Source organism: Opitutaceae bacterium TAV5 (assembly GCA_000242935.3).
Classification (GTDB): Bacteria; Verrucomicrobiota; Verrucomicrobiia; order Opitutales; family Opitutaceae; genus Geminisphaera.
Genome location: CP007053.1, coordinates 3,175,271 through 3,194,294 on the forward strand (window position 1 = coordinate 3,175,271; position 19,024 = coordinate 3,194,294).

Consider the following 19,024-nt stretch of genomic DNA (forward strand, 5'->3'; position numbering starts at 1 on the left):
TTCGCCTGCCACCCGAAAACATCGCCGTAACTTACCCGCGTAACTAACGAATTTCCTTACACCCCTTTCCACCATGTCCGACCCGTTCCGTCATCCGTCCGCTCCCGCATCCGGGTTTGTCTTTTCACGACCCGCCCTGCCTGCGCTCGCGTTCTTCCTGCTCGCCGGCGTCGCCGTGCCTGCCGCCGCCCAGGTGGCGGCTGTCCAGGACATCGACGCCAACGCCAGAAGTGCTCCGGCCCCCGGCGAACCGCGTTCGGTCAACATCGCCGAAACCCTGACGCTCGCCGAGTATGACCCTGCCGCCGCCGCGGCCCTACCCCTGCGCCTCTCTCGCGGTGTCAGCCAGAAAATCACCGCCCCGACCTTGGCGCGGCCCGATGTTTCCCGTGTCCACAAAATCACTACGGACGGGAAGTGGGCCATCCTCTACCTTCCCGGCGAATATCCGATCGAGGGCGCCACACTCACTCTCGACTATTACGTCCCCGAACATTCCGCGCTCCGCTCCTTCACCACCAACGAAAAACAGCGCTACAAGGCCACCCGCGCCATCGGCAAGGGACGCTGGACCCGCGTTTCCATCGACTTTGCCGACATGGTCGGCGGCGACCTCTGGCGCCTGCAAAGCCTGCGCTCCATCACCGACCCCACGCTTACGTTCACCAGCGGCGGCGGCATCGACGTCGAGATCGCTCGCCTCGCCATTACCCGCCGCCCCGCCATGCCACTTCCCGTCCCCCGTGTCATTCGCTCGCGCCATCCCGAGGCGCCGCAGGTCTTTACCCGGGAGATCGAGATCGGCGCCGTGGATGCGGATGCCTGGTGCCAGCTCATGGCCGACGGGGATTTCGTGCTCACCGTCAACGGCCGCGAAGCCGGCCGCGGCGGCGACAACGCCGTCGACACCGCGCGCTGGCCGAGCGGCGGCCGCTTCATGGCTCTTGCGAAGGAAATCCCCGTCGGCGAATACCTCGTCCCGGGCAGGAACCTTCTCCGGGTTGCGATCACCTCGCAAACCCTCGCGCCCGAACTCGTGCTCGCGTTCGGCTGGCAGGAGGGCGACCATCGCCATGTTGTTGTCAGCGATGCCTCCTGGGCCACGGTCGTGCCATCCGGCGGCGGCGCCCCGGTCGAGGATCTCGGCAGTCTCCCTGCCAAAGAAGCCGGCAGGTTCAATCGCGCCGTGGACATCTTTCCCCTGCTCGTCCCCAGGCCGTGGGATACCCGGAACTACGTCGCCGCTCCTCTCGCCGATTTCCCGCCAGTGGAGCACACTGCGGCCGCCCTGCGCCCGCGCATCGTTCCCGGCGCGTGGAGCGCACGCAACCTCGGCCCGCGCTGGAGCCTCGTCGATCCGGCCGGCGCGCCTTTTTTCCTCCTCGCCGCCCAGACCGACATGATTCTCCCGCGCTGGGCGTATCGATATTCCAAACACCTCTACAACACCTGGGAAACCGAAGCCGCCTGGGCGGCGCACGACGTCGCCGCCATGCGCCGCCTCGGATTCAACACCCTCGCCGTCTCCCTGCACGCTGCGCACTACCAGCACGGCGAGACGCTCGGCATGCCCTCCTTCCGCAACCTCGACATCGCGATGCGCGCCGGCGGTCCCCGCCTCCGCGCCAACGACGGCAGACAATCCAAAATGCCCGACCCCTTCGACCCCACCTGGCGCGCCAACCTCACCGCCTACCTCGAAAAAACCGCCGCCGAATGGAAAGACCAGGCCGTCACCGGCGTATTCATCGACAACGAACTCGACCTCGACGGCGCCCTCCACTGCGCCTCCATCACCGGCGACGCATTTTCCGACGCCGCCGGCAAAAAATTCGTCACCTGGCTCCGCACCCGTTACCGCACCATCGACGACCTCAACCGCGCCTGGTTCGGCTCCGCCGCCCATGCCGCCGCAAACGAACCCTCAAAAAAACTCGCCGGCTTCGACGACATTCTTGTCAAAAAACCCGCCCCCCCTCGCGAAAAATCCACGGGACTCAACCACACTAAAAAATCCCCCGCCGCCGGCGCCCCCGCGATGGAGCGCGACTATTACGATTTCGCCATGCTCACGGTAAAGGAGTTTGCCGACTGCGTCCTCGCCGAAGTCCGCCGCACCATGCCCGGCAAGCTCGTTGCCAGCAACCGCTTCATGGGCGGCGCCACCGCCGAAGTCCTCGCCGCGTGGAAAGACTACGACATCATCGCCTGGAACGCCTACCCCATGGACCGCTGGGACACCGGCGAATACACCGACATCCAGCTTGACCGCATGAAGCTCGCGCACCGCGTCACCGGAAAGCCGGTGATTGTAACCGAATTTGGGATACAATCCCTCGATTCCGGCGTTCCCAGCCCCACGGCCAAGCTCGCCACGCAGAAGCGCCGCGGCGAGGAGTACGGAAAAATCCTCGATCAACTCCTCCGCGAATGCCCCTTCATCGTCGGCCTGGTTCCCTTTGGCTGGATGGATTCCACCGAAGGCGAGCGTGCCAACTGGGGCATGGTCAGCCCCGACGGGCAACCGTACCGCGACTACCTCGAAGGTCTTGCCGCCGCCCACCGGAAACTGGACCGCACACTCGGTCCCGACCTCATCGCCAAATAAAAACAACCACACGCCATGAAAACCTCCATCCTTCCCGGGTTCGCCTTCCGGCGACATCTCGCAGCAATCGTCTTGCTGACCGCCGTCCTGTTCGCCCCGATGGCCCTCCTGCGCGCCACGCCTGTTTCGCCCTGGACGATCCAGCAGGGCGCGCCTTCCGGGCTCACCACCGCCTCTCCCCTGCTCCCGGTCAACTCGACGGCCTACGCCCTCCTGCCGAAAATCTACAGGCTGGCCCAGGCCGGCGACGAACTTGTGCTTACGGCCAAGGTGACCTTCCGCTTTGCCGAAGCTCCCGGCGGCGGCCAGTTCCGATTCGGCCTGTTCAGCCCCATCGGCGACGACATTGCCGACACCCGGGACTGGGCGGGTTACACGATCATCGCCGGCGGCACCCGCCGCGCCGCCAGCCACGAAATCTGGAGCCGCACCGGCGGGGGATGGGCCGGAGGCAAGGGCGCCGTAAAGCTCGGCACCAAAGCCACCGTCCGGAACCTCGATGCCCTTTACGAAAAAAACGACACCGTCATCTACACGCTGACCCTCACGCTCAAAAAAACCGGGCGTGGCACGTTCGTCACCTGGACCCTGAAAGACGCCGCCAACGACGACACGGCCTACTCTGTCGAGCAAGGTGTCATCGACACCGCGGAGACTCCGCCTTCCATCTTCGACCGCGTGGCCTTCACCGCCGCCAACGGCCTGCGCGGCTCCGTGCAACTCGCCGATGTCGATGTCACCTTCACTTCCGCCGCGCCATCATTGTAACCAACCCGACTCCCCGCCATGAACCTCTCTGCCCCTCGCTCCATCGTCGTCAGCCGGCGCGCTTTCACGCTCGTCGAACTGCTCACCGTCATTACCATCATCGGCATCCTGGCCGGGATTCTCATCCCGGCTGTCAGCCGTGTCCGCCTGCAGGCCAAAATCGCCGTCGGCCGCAGCAACCTCCGCGCCTGTGTGCAGGGTGCCCTCATCTATGCCACCGATCACAAAGGGGAGCTTCCCCCGGTCAGTATCACGAGCGCCGTTTACAACTCGGCATGGCTTTATTGTGACAAGGAGATCCGCAACCTCGGCCATCTCCTCGAGGAGGGCATCATTACCGATCCCGGGGTATTCTACAATCCCACCTGGGATGCGAATGATGCCCGTGGATACAAACCGGACAACTGGGCCAACGGATGGGCGGGCAGGGGAAACACCAACATCAACAGTTCGTTCGCCACACGCCTTACCCCCAATTACTGGCCCGGCACTCCCGCCAGCAAAATCCTCCGTCACGCCGAGTATATCGACAAGGTCATCTATACCGATTATTTCCCCCGGGGCCTTGAGGGATCGAGCAAACCCGTCAACGGCAGCCAGGGCTTCAATATCGCTTTCGGCAACGGCTCCGTCCGCTGGGCCAAGGGAGGTCCGCTTGCGCGCAAGGTGTACAGTTCGATGAACACCAGCGAGTACCTGGCAGTCTTTAACGAATTCGACACCCTCCGCGAATAACTCACCCCACATCTCCTGCCACCGCCACCCGGCCCCTGTTCATGCAACTCACCATCGACGAACCGTCCGCCACCACCGTCATTCCCCCCGCCCCGCATCTCTCCACCACTCCGGCGTCCGCCAGGCTTGAACGCTTTATCGCCACCGAGTGGGAGTGCACTCTGCGCATCCCCGCCGCCACCCCCACCGATCCGGCGACCCTTGGCCTGGCATCGCTCCCTCGGCCCTTCGTTGTCCCCTGCGCGGACGAAGGCTTCCGCTCCTTCTTTTACTGGGATTCTTGCTACGCCAGCATCGGCCTCCTCCTCCAGGGCCGCATCCGCGAAGTGGTCGATGTCGCCGAAAACATGCGCTGGCTCGTCAACCGCCTCGGGTATGTCCCCAACCAGTACGAAGCCGGACAACTTTTCCGCAGCCAGCCCCCGCACTACGCGCTCGTCGTTTCCATGCTCGTGTCCGCCGCGCCCGGCGCGCTTTCGCCCGACGGTCTCGCCGCCCATCTCGAGGCGTTGACCGCCGAATATGCGTTCTGGTCGACGCTTCGCGCGGCTCCCGATTTGCGATATCGCGGCCTCAACCGCTACGGCCACCACGCCCATCCTGAAGAACTGGCCGCCTTCGGCGAAATGATCGCCGGCCGCGTGCCTCCCTGGCCCGACGATCCGCAGGCGCGGCTCGTCGCCATCGCCCATCACCTTGCGGAGGCCGAGAGCGGCTGGGATTTTACCACGCGTTTCGGCGGACGCTGCATGGATCACCTGCCGGTTGACCTGAACGCGCTTCTTTTTGCCCACGAAACCGTCTGTGCCGACCTCGCCCGCCGCACGGGAGACGAGGCTGCCGCCGCGCTCTGGACAACCCGGGCCGTATCACGCCGCGAACACATGAACGCCGTCCTCTGGTGCCCGGAGGCCGGTGCATTTGTCGATCGCGACATGGCCGGCGACCGCCTTTCTCCGGCACTGACCGCCGCCTCGTTTTATCCGCTCTGGGCGGGTGTCGCCACGCCGGCCCAGGCCGTCGCGACCGCGGGACGTCTTCTCGCCGCGCTCGAAACCGGTCATGCCCTTCGGACAACCTGTCCGGCTTCCGGCGATGCGCCCGGTCTGCAATGGGATTCTCCCAACGCGTGGCCGCCACTCCAGGCGGCGGCGGTGCTCGGTCTGCTGCGATACGGGCTCGAGGCCGACGCCTGTCGCCTCGCCCGGAAATGGGCGCGGACCGGCGAGCGCGTTTTTGAACGGACCGGAAAACTCTGGGAAAAGTACAACGCCCTCACCGGTGACATCGACGTGCGCGACGAGTATCCTATGCCGAGCATGATGGGCTGGTCGGCGGGCGCCTGGCTGTTGTGCCATCGGGTGGCCTCCGGCGATATTGATGCCGCGACCTCCTTTTTCCCGTCTGCGCTTGTGGATTGATGCCGGGGCGGACAACGCACACAACCGGCGGGCATGGTTCGCCTGGTTGCCGTTGTTATCTGTGTCTGCGGAGCGCTCGCGTGGAGCAGCGCGGTCGCGCGCGCGGACGCGGCGACGCGGACGGAGGACGTGGTGCTCGATGTTCCGGTGCTGGTGGCCGGATACGGGGCGGCGTTTTTTGAACAGGTGGCGCGCGAGTTCGAGGCGTTGCGGCCGGGCGTGCGCGTGCGGCTGCACGGCGATCCGAGGATCAGCGACAAGGTGCGCATTCGTGTGATGGCGGGGGACTACCCGGACGCGACGGATGCGGTGCTGCTGTATCCGAATCTGATCGCCGCCGGCCGGATTCTCGATCTCGCGCCGTACCTCGACGGGCCGAACTGGGAAGGCGATGCGCGCTGGCGCGACACGTTTTTGCCCGACGTGCTCGGACGCTGGACGGTGCAAGCATCGTCCAGCGTCCGCGGTTCGGAGTTCGGAGTACAGGGTTCAGGATCGGGAAATGCTGCGAGCGGGGATGCGGCTTCGCCGTCCGAAACTCTAGACTCCAAACCCCAAACCCTGAACTCCTCTTCCGTTTACGGCCTGCCGTTTGCCCACGCGGTCTGGACGCTGTTTTACAACAAACAGCTTTTCCGCGAGCATGGCTGGGAACCGGCGCAAACCTGGGACGAGTTTTTCGCGCTATGCGAAAAGATCGAGGCAGCCGGCATCGCGCCGGTCGCGCTGCCCGGTGTTTTCATGCGTTACGGCGACGCATTTCTGCGAGCGGCGCATTACAACCTTGTCGGACCGGACGGGTATCGCGCGTATCTGGAACTCGCGCCGGGGGCGCGGAGTGATCCGCGTTTTGTCCGGGCGGCCGGGGTGTTGCAGCGTGTTTCGACGCGCTACCTGGTGCGCGGCTGGGAGGGGATGTCGCATACGGCCGCCCAGCTCGAATTTATCGAGGGACGGGCGGCGATGGCGGTGTCGGCCTCATGGTTCGTCAACGAAATGCGCGGGCGGCTGCCGGAAGGGTTCGGGTTGGGGGTGATGAACTTTCCGGTGTTTGCGGAGGCGGAAAGGGGCGCGGGCGGGACGCCCGCGCCACAATCAGGGGCGGATACGTTGCAGGCGCAGAGCGGGTATTATTTTTTGTTCAAAACGGGAGATCCGGAACGGGAGCGGGCGGCGGTCGATTTTTTCCGTTACCTGACGTCGCGCGAGGTGGCGCGGCGATTCGCCCGCCAGATCGATTCGCCGGTGGCGTTGCGTGCGGTGCGGGCGGAGGATTATTCGCCGTGGATGCGCGACACGGCGGTCCTGATCGAGCACGCGGCGACGTCGGGCGCGGGGAGTTTTGACGCGGCGCCGGCCACGAGCGCGGCATTTCAGGCGATGATGAATCAGGCGCTGACCGATGCGCGTTACCGGCTGATGACGGGGCGGATCACTCCGGAGGAGTTTGGCGAGCGGCTGGAGGCTGCGGCGGCGACCGAGCGGGCGCGGCTGGCCGATCCGGATCGTGTGGAGGTGCGGCACGGGTGGGCGGCGGCGGGGCTTTTGTTGTTGGTGGCGGGGCTGGCGGGGTGGATCGGGTGGGGAGGGGGGTGGCCGAAAAGGTGGCAAAGGCAGAGGGGGCGCAAGTCTGGAGCGGCGGCATTCCTGCCGCTGCGACGACGCAAAGCGTCGCCCGATTCGGGGAATTTGAACGGGATGGCGCATTCGCAAGATGTTTCGACAAAGGGCGAGGCGCGTGGCGCCTCGTCGCAGCGGCAGGAATGCCGCCGCTCCGGGATGTCCGCCCCGCCAGGCTTTCTCGGGCATCTGCGGTTGCGCTTTGCGGCCGGGTTCGTGGGACCCGCGTTTTTGTTGTTTGCGGCGTTCGTGCTCGCGCCGGGCGTGGTGTCGCTGGCGTGGGCGCTGACGCGGTGGGACGGATTCGGCGAGCGCTCGTGGGCCGGCCTGTTCAATTTCAGATGGCTGCTGCTGGAGAGCGACGTATTCTGGTTCGCATTACGCAACAATCTTTACCTCATGCTGGTGCCGGCGCTGGTGGTGGTGCCGGCGGCGTTGTTTTTCGCGGTGCTCATCCATCGCGGCGTGTGGGGCGCCCGGGTGTTTCGCGTGGTGTTCCTGTTTCCCAATCTGCTCGGCGGAGTCGCGGCGACGTTGTTGTGGATGGCGGCCTACGATCCGCGCGGCGGCATCGTCAACGCGGGGCTGGTGGCATGCGGGCGCTGGCTGGCGGCGGCAGGCGCGCCGGATGCCCTCGCCGGATGGTTTCTCGGGTTCGAGGGGTTCGCGTGGCTGGCGCAGGGACATCTCTACGGGGCGCTGATCCCGATCTACCTGTGGATGGCGTGCGGATTCAATCTGGTGCTTTACCTGGCGGCGATGGAGTCGATCCCGGCGGAGCTTTACGAGGCGGCGGAGATCGACGGGGCGTCGCCGGCGCGGCAGTTTTTTTCGGTAACACTGCCGCTGATACGCGAGGTGCTCGTCATCTCGGCGGTGTTTCTGGTGATCGGCGGACTCAACGCGTTCGAACTGGTGTGGCTGCTCACGTCGCAGGACCCGGCGAGCGGGTCGCATACGCTGGGCACGTTGATGGTCTCGACGATGTTCCAGGAATTCCAGATCGGGCGGGCGACGGCCATCGCGGTCGTCATGTTCGTGCTGGTGCTGGTCGGCAGCGCGGCGGTGATGCGGGCGATGAGGGAAAATGCTGAAAGCTGAAAACTGAAAAGCTAAAATGAAGATGCCGCACAAAATGAACGATCACCAACAAACAGGCGCACGCCGGGGGGATTGGGTTTCAGCGTTTCAGTTTTTCAGCGTTTCAGCTTTCTGCTGGATCGTCCTGGCGATCCAGCTCCTCTGGGTCGTCTATCCGATGGCATGGATGGTGGCGTCGTCGTTCAAGACCGACGAGGCGATCTTCCGCGATGCGTTCGCATTCCCGGCGCTCGATGCGCTGGCGACGGAAAACTACGCGAATGCATGGAGCGGCGCGCGCTTCGGCGACTATTTTGTCAACTCCGTGCTGGTGACGGCGTCGAGCGTGGCGCTGATCCTGCTCTTCGGCTCGATGGCGGCGTACGCGCTGGCGCGGTTCTATCATCTGGCGGGGCGGGCGGTGTTCTGGCTGTTTCTGGCGGGGCTGATGATCCCGGTGCAGCTTTCGATCGTGCCGCTGTTTTTCGAGCTGCGGGCGCTGGGGTTGCTGGATTCGCTGCCGGGGCTGGTGCTGGTTTACACGGCCAATGGGCTGCCGTTTGCCGTGTTCATTCTCGCCGGGTTTTTCCGCGGTTTGCCCCGCACGCTCTACGAGGCGGCGGTGGTGGACGGGTGCGGCGAGGCGGGCGCATTCTGGCGCGTGATGCTGCCGCTGGCGAGGCCGGGCCTGGCGACGGTGGCGATTTTCCAGTTCATCGGTATCTGGAAGGAGTATTTTTTTGCGTTCATGCTGGCGAGCGGCGGCGACGCCGGCGGGGCGGGTGCGCGCACGTTGCCGCTCGGATTGGCGAATCTCGCGATCACGGCCCAGTACCGGAGCGATTACGGCATGCTGTTCGCCGGGCTCGTCATGGTGACGGTGCCGATCCTCGCAATCTACATTCTGTTGCAGAAACACCTCGTCAAGGGCATCACCGCCGGGGCAGTGAAGGGGTGAGGTACGGGGGAGGGGACCGGTGCATTCCCGGTGACGACGGGCTCCGGCGCACTTCCTTATTCCGTATTCTCATTCCCTCTTCACTTCGGGCGGCAGTTCTGGCAAGGTGCGCACTATTCTGTTTTTCCACACCATGAAACGTTCCATTTTCCTTGTTACCTGCGCCCTGGCTTTTGTTTCGACGCTTTGCGCTGCTACCGTCCACGAGAAGCTCGCCGGCCGCTTCGAGACATGCGAGGCGATCATTCGTAATTTTCAGGCGGATATTCCGCCCGAGGTGCTGAAACAGGCCCGTGGCATCATCATCACCAACCAGGTGAAGGGCGGCCTGATCTTCGGCATGCGCTACGGCTACGGCGTCATCATGGTGCGCAAGGCCGATGGCAACTGGAGCCTGCCGGTGCTGATCCGCGCCGGCGAGACGAGCCTCGGCCTCCAGGCCGGCGGCAGCTCCATCGAAACGGTTTACATCATCAACGACGAGCAGACGCCCAAACTCCTTTTCACCGACCGCCTCAACATCGGCATCGATGCCAAGGCCATCGCCGGCCCGCGCGTGGCCGAAGCCGAAAAGATCAGCCGCGAACTGCTCAATACGCCCGTCCTCGTTTACAGCAAGAGCAAGGGCCTCTACGCCGGCGCCACCGTCAGGACCGGCTGGATTGCCCGCGCCGACGAGGATAATTTTACGTTCTACCAGACTCAGAACACGCTCCCGGAGCTGCTTTACAGCGACTGGGTGCAGGCCCCCGTCGAGGTGCAGCCGCTGATCGCGTTCGTTGGCGAGATCACGAAGTGAGGAGAGGTTTTCCGGACTGGTAAGTACATTTTACCAGTGGCCCCGGTTTGGCAGGCGCCGCGCTGACGGGTGATGCTGCATCCGTCACCATGAACCTCATTGCCGCTCCCTTCACGCCGCTCGCTCCCGACGGCTCGCTCAATCTCTCCGTCATCGCGCCCTACGCCGCCCGCCTTCGCAAGGACGGCGTGGCCGGCGTTTTCATCTGCGGCACGACCGGCGAGGGCCTCTCGCTCACCAACGCCGAGCGCAAGCAGGTCGCCGAGGCCTGGCGCGCCGCCATCGCCGGTGACACGCAGACCGGAAAAAAGCTCACTCTCATCGTGCACGTGGGTCACACGTCCATCGCCGATGCGCGCGACCTCGCCGCGCATGCCGAAAAGATCGGAGCCGACGGCATCGCCGCGATCGGTCCGGTTTATTTCGCGCCCTCGTCCGACGCCGCCCTGATCGAAACGAATCGCCGGATCGCCGCCGCCGCGCCCGCCACGCCGTTCTATTATTACCACATGCCGTCGATGAGCCGTGCCAGCGCGCCGGTGAGCCGCTGGATCGCGCAGATGGCCGCCGCCGTGCCGACCTTTCGCGGCGTGAAATTCACCTACGAGGATCTCGACGACTACGCTTCCGCTCTCGCCTGGGCGCGCGCCCGCACGAAGGAAACCGGCAACGAACACGAGGTGTTTTTTGGCCGCGACGAAAAGCTCCTCGCCGCGCTCAAACTCGGCGCCACCGGCGCGGTCGGCAGCACCTACAACTTTGCCGCGCCGCTTTACCTCGCTATCGCTCGCGCCCATGCTGCTGGCGACCTTGCCGAGGCGGAGCGCCTGCAAGCCTTCTGCACGCAGGCGATCGACATCATCGTCCGCCACGGCGGCCTCCCCGCGATCAAGGCCACGCTTGCGCTTGCTGGCATCGACTGCGGACCCATGCGCGTGCCGCTCGCAATGCCCGACAAACCGGCGGTCGCCGCCCTCGAAAAGGAACTCGGCGAGATCGGCTACTTCGAGGCGATCAGGCGCCCGTGATCAGTGGCCCACGAAACACACGAAAGGACACGAAAAACAAACACACCCCGTTCCGGCCTTCTTTTCGTGTCCTTTCGTGTGTTTCGTGGGCTCTCTTTTCTCCTGTCGAAAAACCCGAAAACAAGAATCCCATGATTCAGAAATTCCTCGTCAACCGCGATGACTCCTTCTACCAGGCCTGGCCGGACCTCGCGCTCACGCGTTCCGGCCGGCTCGTCTGCGTGTTCAGCGAATGCACCCATCATGGCGACCGCACGCATTCGCGGATCATGGGTGTGACGTCGGACGACCGCGGACGCACCTGGACGGCGAAACGTCCTGTCACACCCGCGCTCCTCAAGCAAAAGCCCGGCGACCCGCATTGGAATTGTGCCCGCGTCACCGCCCTGCGCGACGGCCGTCTGGTGGTGATCGTTGACCGCGTGGCCGGCGCACACGAAGGCGCCGCCAATGACGGTGAACAAACCAACTGGCTCTGGTTCAGCAGTGACGAAGGCGAGACGTGGGACGGCCCCGTGCCCACGCCCGTCACCGGCATCGTGCCCGACCAGATCGTGGAGCTCGCGCACGGTCCGCATGCCGGACGCTGGACGACCACCGCGCATTCTTTTCAGGGGCCCGACCGCCGCTTGTGGAGCCAGCGTCTCTGGTACTCCGACGACGCCGGGAAAACCTGGCACGGGCCGTCGATCATCGCCGAGGAACCCGGTCTGAAACTCTGCGAGGGCAGCGTGCTGGAACTGCCCGGTGACCAAGGACTCGTGTGTTTCCTGCGCGAGAATTCGTCGCTCGGTCTCGATGCGTTTCGCGCCTTCAGTCGCGACGGCGGTGCGACGTGGAGCCAGTTGAGCAAATTTCCGTTGCCCGGCTGCCATCGTCCGGTGGCGGGCATGCTGCGAAGCGGACGCGTCCTCATCACGCACCGGTTCCTGCCCGGCAGTGCTGGCGGCTGGGGCTGGATGACGCAAAACATGTTTGCGGCGATCACCGATGCGGACTCCTGCGCCAACCCGGAGCGCAACGCCGCGAAGCTGCGCATCATGCCGCTCGACTACGACCGCAGCCCGGTGGCGGATACAGGCTATACCGGTTGGGTGCAGTTTGCGGACGGCGAAATTTACATCGTCAACTACATCGTCGATGACGCCGACCCGCTGGCGCAGATCCGCGGCTACTCGCTGCGCGAGGAGGATTTTTACCTGCCGGTGAGGGCAGTTTAAATTGGGTCGTAGCCGGGAAACGTAGCGGCATGCCTCCATGCTTGCCGGACGAGGTGCGCAGCGCCTCGCACCCCTACGGCTACAACTCGCGAGGCGCACTTCACACGGACTCCGGCGAGAGCTTCTGTCGTCCCGGCGACCAGCAGGTGGTGCGGCCGCCGATCTGTTCGCGGACGAGCGGCACGCCGGTGCGCGGGCAGCGCCCGCCGTCCTCCCACCGGTGGGGGAAAAGCCAGGTCGCCGGCGGGTCTTCGCAGGTCTCGCCGATGGTCTGCATCGCCTGTTCGGCCACCCAGCGGATTTCGCGCCAGAGTTTGCGGACCGTCGCGGGCGAGAGCGAGCCGGCGGGCTGGCGCGGATGGATGCCGGCGCGCCAGAGAATCTCGTCGGCCATCCAGTTGCCGATGCCGGGAAAACGCTCCTGCATCAGGAGCACGGCCTTGACCGGAGCGCGCGCCCGGCGGCGCAGGAACGCGGCCACGGCATCCGCTGTGAACTCATCCGAAAGCATGGCGGGAGCGATGGAGGTCCACCACGCGGGCGGCTCCGCGCCGGCGGCGAACTGCACGCGGCCAAACATCCGCGGATCGTTGAACACCAGCGCCGCTTCTTCCTGCACCAGCACGAGATGATCGGCGGCTTCGGCATGATAACGGGAGGCGTCGTCGGCCCGCAGCCGGCCCGTCATGCCGAGGTGAATACCGAGCCAGGCATTTCCGCCGGAAGCGGACGCGGAACGGAAGCGGAAGATCATCTGCTTGCCGGCGGCCCGGGAGTCTTCGAGCACCGCGCCGGTGAGGCTCTGGCGCAACGCCGGTACATCGCATCCGCGAAACACACGAGCGGCCGGATGCAGTTTCACTTGCAGGACGGGCGCTCCCAGCCCGCGGTTCCAGCGTTTGCGGAAAAATTCGACTTCGGCGAGTTCAGGCATTGATTTTAACCACTAATGGACACGGATGCACACGGATCCAGGCAGGATAGTTAATGATGTTACGCACTCCACAGGTAGGGGCGTCGCTTGCGACGCCCGCGCCAGCCGGACGAAGTGGCGATGCCCCAAGGTATTCGCGGGCTTCGCAAGCGAAGCCCCTACGGTCGCTCCGCGTAACATCAGTGGTTAGTTCTCACCGCAGTTCCCATTCGTAGTGATATTCCGACAGCATCCGGGGCTTGCGGTCGGTGACCTGCACCACGTCCTCGATCCGGCAGCCGCCGAGGCCGGGATAATACAGCCCCGGCTCGACCGTGACGACGGAGCCTTTTTTCAGGGTGTAATCGACGGTGGATACCCGCGGCGCCTCGTGGACGGCGAGACCGAGCCCGTGGCCGGTGCCGTGAAAAAAGCCGACCGAGCCCTTGGCCGTGTGCTTCGTCTCGAACCCGCGCGTCTCGAACACGTCGAGGCAACGCTGGTGGACATCCTTGCCGTTGACCCCGGTGCGGATCGCGCCGAGAGCGGCAAGCTGCGCCTCGCGCACCGCCGCCACGAGTTTTCGCTGCGCATCGCTCGCCCGACCTTTCAGGAATGTGCGCGTCATGTCGCCATGGTATCCGGTGCGCATGACGCGCGGGAAAACATCCACCACGATCAGCTCGCTCGGACGGAGCGGGCCATGCCCGTGTTCGTGCGGGTCGCACGCCTGGTCGCCGCCGGCGGCGATGGTGCCGACGGAGAGCGCGCCCGCCTCCAGGCAGGCGACCTCGATGGCGGTGCGCAGCCGTTCGGAAGTGAGCACGGCGCCCCCATGCCAGAGTTTGCCGGCGCGGGCGGTGGCGGTGCGCAGGAGTTTTTCGGCGGCGGCGATGCCGGCGGCGCTGGCCCGGTTGCCCTCGCGCAGAGCGGTGGCCTCGGCGGCGGTCTTGATCTCGCGTTCCGGAAAAATCGCGGCCACCGGTTCCGCGCCGATGCCGAGCGCGCGGAGGCGGTCGGCAAAGCCGGCGGGAAAATCGTCGGGCACCCGGAACGCGTCCACGCGGTAGCGGCGGGCGAGCAGCGCCACGATATGGGCGGGGTGGGGGCGCTGGTCCTTCGGGAGGCCGAACACGCGGCGGGCGCGGTCGAGCAGCGGTTCGAGCGGCAGCACCGTGTCGAAGCCGGAGGAGCGCCGGGCGCGGCCGAATTCGAGAGCGTTGAGCGCGGCGATCTTCCGGCCCCGCACGCCGATGGCGATGAACGGATCGGGTGCCGGGAAGCGGCCGAAATACAGCATGTCCGCGCTGCGATCGGTGTCGGCGTAGAGGAGAACCGCAGGGGCCGGAGCGGCGGCCGGACGGGAAACAGGGCGGGAGGCGGAGCGGGAGATGCGGGATGAGCGGGCCACGTTGAAGTTGTGTTTGTCGGGCAAGTGAGTAGCCACCGGGACGTGAGAAACGCAAATCCGGTTTTGAAATCGAGGGGTGGAAATGACGGAAAAGAGCCTTCCGCGGGCGAGCCGGCGTTGTTTGCCGCGCTTGCCGGCCGCAGGCGAGGGTCGCTCGCGCTGGCTGGCATCCTGGTGCTGGCCGGGCTCGGCGCGGGACTGGCCGGTTGCGGCGGGAAATCGTCCGACACCGTCACCGCGAGCGCGCCGGCGTCTCCGGCGGCGAAGGGACCGGAGACGTTTTTCCCGATCCGGGTGGGCACTGCCACGGCGCGGATACAGCTTGCGGTGACGCCGACCGAGATGGAGCACGGCCTCATGGGTCGCACCGATCTCGGTGACGACGACGGGATGATCTTTGTCTATCGAGGGCCGCAGCGGATGAGTTTCTGGATGCGCAATACCCCCACGCCGCTCGACATCGGTTTTTTCGACGCGGACGGCGTCCTGCGCGAGGTGTATCCGCTCCAGGCGTACGACGAGACGCCGGTCGCTTCGAAAAGCCGCGCGTTGCACTATGCGCTGGAGATGAAGCAGGGCTGGTACCGCTCGCGCGGCGTCCGTCCCGGCGACCGGCTCGACCTCGCCGCGCTCGACGAGGCGCTCAAGGCGCGGGGATTGCCGGGCATCCGAATGCCGGCAGAAACCGTGGACCGCTGAGTGGCGCCGGCCGGCACTGATCCGGGGACGTTTTTTACCACCGATGGACTTGGATTGGCCGCGCCCAAACCGAAGCATTGATCAGAAGATAAGAAGGGCACGAAGATGTTCCGGTTCCAGACACCCGGTCCTGCCTCCGGAACCTTTGTTTTCTAAAAAACGTCACGATTGCACAATGATCCGCCAGCCTCCGGGGATGCTTTCGTGATCTTTTTACCTTCTGTTCAATCCTCTGGAGCCAAAGCTTCTTGTTTTCTTTGCTTGGGATTAACGCAAATCAGCGCAGAATGGCGGTCCCTTCATTCTGTTTTCCCGAAAAAGCTCCAAGGATTCGCCTCGCCGGCGCGTCTCCATTGCAAACCGGCAATGAATCTCCCTCCCGAAACCGAAATCGCTGATGCCCGCCTGATCACTAAGGCTGCGCAAGGGTCGGGCGATGCGTTTTCGGAGCTGTTCAACCGTTATTATCCGGTGATCCACGCGTTTGCCTGGCGCCTCACGCTCTGCCCCGCGGAGGCCGCCGACATCGCGCAGGATACATTTATCCACGCCGCCCGTTCGCTGGGCGGTTTCCGGCGCGAGGCATCGTTCAAAAACTGGTTGCACACGATCGCGGTCAACAAAAGCCGCGATCGCTATCGTCAGCGTCTCCGGCGAGAACGGCTGTCGTCCGAACTGGCCACCTTGCAGGCCGGCGCGGATGCGGATGTCGGTGGCATCGGTTTTTCCGGCGACGGGGCTGCTTCCCGCCATGCTGCCGTGCGCGACGCTCTCGCCGCGTTGTCCGACGAACTCCGCGAAGCCGTGGCGCTCGTTTATTACGAAAACCTGAATCACGCCGAGGCCGCGCGCATCCTCGGCTGCGCCGAATCGACCGTTTCGTGGCGGATATTTCGCGCGAAACAGAAACTCAAACGCCGGCTCCGGAATCCGTCTCCACACGAATGATCGCGGCGCGGGCCGAGGAAAAACGAAAGAGGAAAACAATCATGAATGACAACGACCTGAAAAAACACCTTTCCGCGCTGGCTCCTCCTGTGCCCGACGCGTCCGTCCGCGAAAACGCACGGCTCGCCGCGCTTGGCGCGCTTGCCGGCGATGCTGCATCTGTTGCCGATGCCGGCCGCACCCTCGCAACCATGCCCGGCTCCCGCGACCGCAGTGACATCGGCGGCCTTTGCCGACGACGTGGTTTCCGGGAACTCTTCCCGGCCGCGGCTGCGCTCGTTGCGACCCTCGTGATTCTCGGAGTCTTCATCTGGCGACCGGCCGGGCCGTCTGCGCCCGGTGCCCGCGATGGCCGCAACGCTGCCGCTCTGCCCGTCGATGACGCCCGCGAAATGCTCGCCCAGGTGGAAAAACTGTTCCCTGGCCAGCTCAACGCCGTGATCGAGCGCAATGGCGCCGTCCGGATCGAGGTCAGCGAACCATCGTCCATCCCGGCTCGCAGCTCCGCTGCCACCGTCACCGTCGCTCCGCTGACCGACAGCCAGCCGCTGGTCGTGCAACTCCAGCGCGGCACAGAGCGCCTGCGCGTTCTCAGCTATAGCGGGCGCAGTGTCTGTCTCGATCTCAACGGCAGCCGCGTCTGCTTCGATGTCCTCGCGACTGCCGATGGCGGAGTCCTGCTCGCAGGCGCGGATTTTCTCTGGAGTCCTGCCCATCCGGTCCGCGTCGCCGGCTACGAAATCCGCGCTCGCTCGCTTTCAATCATCCCGTTTGCAACACCGTCACCGACACCTCCTCCAGTCCATGAAACCTGAATGCCTCCGCTTCCCTGTTTCCCGCAAGCACCGTTTGTTGCCGCGCATCATCTGGATATCGTTCCTGGCAAGCCTCTGCGCGACACGTTCCCTCTCGGGTGCGACAGAAACCGATCACCCTCAAGTTCCCCAGGCAATCATCCCCCTCTACCAGCTTGACCGCCCGTTCCAGTTGACCGGACTCGCAGCCACCGGCGGGAAAAAACTTCCGGTCGCACTACATATTCACGCCGGCATCGACCGCGAAACCATATTCGTGAATATCCTCCAGTTGGCCAACCGGATTGTCGCCCGGCCACAGGCGCCTCTCCGGTTGACCGACCTGTTGCTTCCCCCCTCTCCTCCTCCCCGGACGAAAGACGACATCATCGAATTTCCGCTGCCCGCAGTGGAACGTCCCACCAGCATGATGCTCGTATTTCTCCAGAAAAAACCCGACGGGAAGCGCAACGTCTCGCTCGGTTACATCCCTGTCACCGTTTACCCTGACGTACCGCTCGGGAAACATGCGGCTCCGCTTGCCGATGCCATCCGCAAACACCAGGACGATAATCCCGCCGCCCCTTCCGCGCTCACGCTTGTCGGAGGCTCATCCGAACTGCGCTACCTTCGCGATTTTCTCATCGCCTGCGGCATCCCTTTCGTTGACGGCCCCGAAGATATAGACGACGCCATCCGCACCGGCGATTCGCAAGAAACCCTGCATGTCGGCGGCATTCCCGACGGCACGCCGCTGGAAAAATTCCCCGCTCCCTTGGCCGGTCGATGGATATTCTTTATTGCAGGCGAACACTTCTATCACGACCGCCTTGCCGGAGTGCATTCCGTAACCACTCCCGAAGCCGTGGTCACCAAAGTCACGCATCCGCTCCTCCCGTATCTCGCCGGTGATCCGGGCGCCCGGGAGGCCGTCCTCAAACTCATCACCGACGCCGTCACGCCTGTGCTCTCCACCGGCTCCATACTCCATAATTCTCCATAAAATCGTCATGAATACACACTACATACCGGGCCTCGCCCGCCACATCGCCGGCCTCGCCACCGCGCTCGCGCTTTGCGCCGGCGTTGCGTCGGCTGCTTCAGAAACGTCAGCCGTCGCCGCCACCGATGTGGACCAGCCGCTGCCGATGGCCGTCTTCGATTTCCAGACCACCGACCGCTCTCTCGACAAGAAAGGTGCGGAGGTCGCCACGCTCCTCAACGCCCATCTCTCGATGTCGCCCGACGTGTTTCTCGTCGAACGCCAGGAGGTCGAAAAGATTCTCGGCGAGCAGGAACTCGGCCTCTCCGGTACGGTCACGCCCGATTCCGTCGCCAAAGTCGGCGCGCTGGTCGGCGCCAAGGTGCTTGTCACCGGTCGCCTTTTCGAATCGGGCGGCAAGGTTTACGCGGTCGCCAAGATCATGAGCGCCGAGACGGGTCGCGTTTACGGCGAGATGGCCACGGCGAAAAATTTTGACGATATCGAAACCGCCGTCACGGCACTCTCGGAGAAAATCGTGAAAGTGACAACTGCCCGCGCCGATACTCTCCTGGCGAAAGTCGAAACGCCGGAAGCCCGGCTCGAACGCTACAAAAAACTCCTCGGCGCCGCTGATCCTGCAAAGCTGCCGTCTGTTTACGTGACCATTGCCGAGCAGCACCTCGCCCGACCGGTGATCGATCCGGCGGTCCAGACCGAATTGATGCTCGTTCTCCGGCAAATCGGCTTCACCGTGTTGTCGGCGGATGAAGCCGCGAAGCGTTCCGATGCGGTGACCATCACCGGCGAAGCCTTCAGCGAGCTCGGCATGCGCCGCGGCAACCTCGTCTCGTGCCGTTCGCGAGTGGAAATCACCGTGAAGGACGGTTCCGGGAAACTCCTTCTCGCCGACCGCCAGATGGACGTGGCCATCGACATCGCCGAGCACATCGCCGGCAAGAAGGCGCTGGAAAATGCGGCGCTGAAACTCCTCGACCGTATCCTCCCCGCGCTGGCCGGGCAGGCGCGCTAGCTACCGG

At 64.7% G+C, this 19,024-nt stretch carries 16 protein-coding genes; 14 read left to right on the forward strand and 2 right to left on the reverse strand.

Translation table 11 applies throughout. From position 1 onward, the window contains the following. Positions 1-73: 73 nt before the first annotated feature. The 9 genes from OPIT5_13800 (at position 74) to OPIT5_13840 (ending at position 12,237) form a co-directional block, all read left to right on the forward strand. The gene (locus tag OPIT5_13800; GenBank protein ID AHF91120.1) at positions 74-2,608 is read left to right on the forward strand and encodes a glycoside hydrolase family 42; all 2,535 of its coding nucleotides are present in this window, start codon (positions 74-76) and stop codon (positions 2,606-2,608) included. A gap of 15 nt (positions 2,609-2,623) precedes the next feature. Further along, positions 2,624-3,376: a hypothetical protein gene (locus tag OPIT5_13805; protein ID AHF94381.1), complete on the forward strand. Its 753-nt coding sequence runs from the start codon at positions 2,624-2,626 to the stop codon at positions 3,374-3,376. Positions 3,377-3,394: 18 nt separating this feature from the next. Then, positions 3,395-4,111: an N-terminal cleavage protein gene (locus OPIT5_13810; protein ID AHF91121.1), complete on the forward strand. Its 717-nt coding sequence runs from the start codon at positions 3,395-3,397 to the stop codon at positions 4,109-4,111. Between the two features lie 41 nt (positions 4,112-4,152). After that, entirely contained in the window at positions 4,153-5,532 is a 1,380-nt protein-coding gene (locus OPIT5_13815) for an alpha,alpha-trehalase (protein AHF91122.1), read from the forward strand. Positions 5,533-5,565: 33 nt separating this feature from the next. Then, positions 5,566-8,253, forward strand: coding sequence for an ABC transporter substrate-binding protein (locus OPIT5_13820; protein ID AHF91123.1), 2,688 nt, complete (start codon positions 5,566-5,568; stop codon positions 8,251-8,253). A gap of 34 nt (positions 8,254-8,287) precedes the next feature. Further along, on the forward strand, positions 8,288-9,190 hold the full coding sequence (locus OPIT5_13825; GenBank protein ID AHF91124.1) for an ABC transporter permease: 903 nt from the start codon (positions 8,288-8,290) through the stop codon (positions 9,188-9,190). Positions 9,191-9,323: 133 nt separating this feature from the next. Continuing rightward, entirely contained in the window at positions 9,324-9,989 is a 666-nt protein-coding gene (locus tag OPIT5_13830; GenBank protein AHF91125.1) for a hypothetical protein, read from the forward strand. Between the two features lie 89 nt (positions 9,990-10,078). Further along, on the forward strand, positions 10,079-11,017 hold the full coding sequence (locus tag OPIT5_13835; protein AHF91126.1) for a dihydrodipicolinate synthetase: 939 nt from the start codon (positions 10,079-10,081) through the stop codon (positions 11,015-11,017). Positions 11,018-11,148: 131 nt separating this feature from the next. After that, entirely contained in the window at positions 11,149-12,237 is a 1,089-nt protein-coding gene (locus OPIT5_13840) for a hypothetical protein (GenBank protein ID AHF91127.1), read from the forward strand. 100 nt (positions 12,238-12,337) lie between these two features. On the opposite strand, the gene OPIT5_13845 is transcribed toward OPIT5_13840, so the two are convergent. Further along, entirely contained in the window at positions 12,338-13,171 is an 834-nt protein-coding gene (locus OPIT5_13845) for a DNA-formamidopyrimidine glycosylase (GenBank protein AHF91128.1), read from the reverse strand. 193 nt (positions 13,172-13,364) lie between these two features. After that, on the reverse strand, positions 13,365-14,597 hold the full coding sequence (locus tag OPIT5_13850; GenBank protein ID AHF91129.1) for a peptidase M24: 1,233 nt from the start codon (positions 14,595-14,597) through the stop codon (positions 13,365-13,367). Positions 14,598-14,678: 81 nt separating this feature from the next. On the opposite strand from OPIT5_13850, the gene OPIT5_13855 reads away from it, so the two are divergent. From OPIT5_13855 to OPIT5_13875, 5 genes are all read left to right on the forward strand, one after another. Next, positions 14,679-15,260, forward strand: a complete 582-nt coding sequence (locus tag OPIT5_13855; protein ID AHF91130.1) for a hypothetical protein — start codon at positions 14,679-14,681, stop codon at positions 15,258-15,260. 366 nt (positions 15,261-15,626) lie between these two features. Then, positions 15,627-16,208 (forward strand): RNA polymerase subunit sigma-24, encoded by a 582-nt coding sequence (locus OPIT5_13860; GenBank protein AHF91131.1) that lies wholly within the window; start codon positions 15,627-15,629, stop codon positions 16,206-16,208. Further along, a complete protein-coding gene (locus tag OPIT5_13865; protein ID AHF91132.1) occupies positions 16,205-17,023 on the forward strand; it encodes a hypothetical protein in 819 nt (272 codons plus the stop codon). The genes OPIT5_13860 and OPIT5_13865 overlap by 4 nt, the downstream gene beginning before the upstream one ends. Then, positions 17,013-18,005, forward strand: coding sequence for a hypothetical protein (locus OPIT5_13870; protein ID AHF91133.1), 993 nt, complete (start codon positions 17,013-17,015; stop codon positions 18,003-18,005). Before OPIT5_13865 ends, OPIT5_13870 begins: the two co-directional genes overlap by 11 nt. Positions 18,006-18,012: 7 nt before the next feature. Then, positions 18,013-19,017, forward strand: a complete 1,005-nt coding sequence (locus OPIT5_13875) for a curli assembly protein CsgG (GenBank protein AHF91134.1) — start codon at positions 18,013-18,015, stop codon at positions 19,015-19,017. Positions 19,018-19,024: the final 7 nt, after the last annotated feature.

Coding starts and splice junctions, on each gene's coding strand:
- OPIT5_13860 (AHF91131.1), top strand. CDS start 15,627: ATGAATCTCCCTCCCGAAACCGAAATCGCTGATGCCCGCCTGATCACT.
- OPIT5_13845 (AHF91128.1), bottom strand. CDS start 13,171: ATGCCTGAACTCGCCGAAGTCGAATTTTTCCGCAAACGCTGGAACCGC.
- OPIT5_13820 (AHF91123.1), top strand. CDS start 5,566: ATGGTTCGCCTGGTTGCCGTTGTTATCTGTGTCTGCGGAGCGCTCGCG.
- OPIT5_13815 (AHF91122.1), top strand. CDS start 4,153: ATGCAACTCACCATCGACGAACCGTCCGCCACCACCGTCATTCCCCCC.
- OPIT5_13805 (AHF94381.1), top strand. CDS start 2,624: ATGAAAACCTCCATCCTTCCCGGGTTCGCCTTCCGGCGACATCTCGCA.
- OPIT5_13870 (AHF91133.1), top strand. CDS start 17,013: ATGAAACCTGAATGCCTCCGCTTCCCTGTTTCCCGCAAGCACCGTTTG.
- OPIT5_13810 (AHF91121.1), top strand. CDS start 3,395: ATGAACCTCTCTGCCCCTCGCTCCATCGTCGTCAGCCGGCGCGCTTTC.
- OPIT5_13840 (AHF91127.1), top strand. CDS start 11,149: ATGATTCAGAAATTCCTCGTCAACCGCGATGACTCCTTCTACCAGGCC.
- OPIT5_13825 (AHF91124.1), top strand. CDS start 8,288: ATGAACGATCACCAACAAACAGGCGCACGCCGGGGGGATTGGGTTTCA.
- OPIT5_13800 (AHF91120.1), top strand. CDS start 74: ATGTCCGACCCGTTCCGTCATCCGTCCGCTCCCGCATCCGGGTTTGTC.
- OPIT5_13875 (AHF91134.1), top strand. CDS start 18,013: ATGAATACACACTACATACCGGGCCTCGCCCGCCACATCGCCGGCCTC.
- OPIT5_13865 (AHF91132.1), top strand. CDS start 16,205: ATGATCGCGGCGCGGGCCGAGGAAAAACGAAAGAGGAAAACAATCATG.
- OPIT5_13830 (AHF91125.1), top strand. CDS start 9,324: ATGAAACGTTCCATTTTCCTTGTTACCTGCGCCCTGGCTTTTGTTTCG.
- OPIT5_13835 (AHF91126.1), top strand. CDS start 10,079: ATGAACCTCATTGCCGCTCCCTTCACGCCGCTCGCTCCCGACGGCTCG.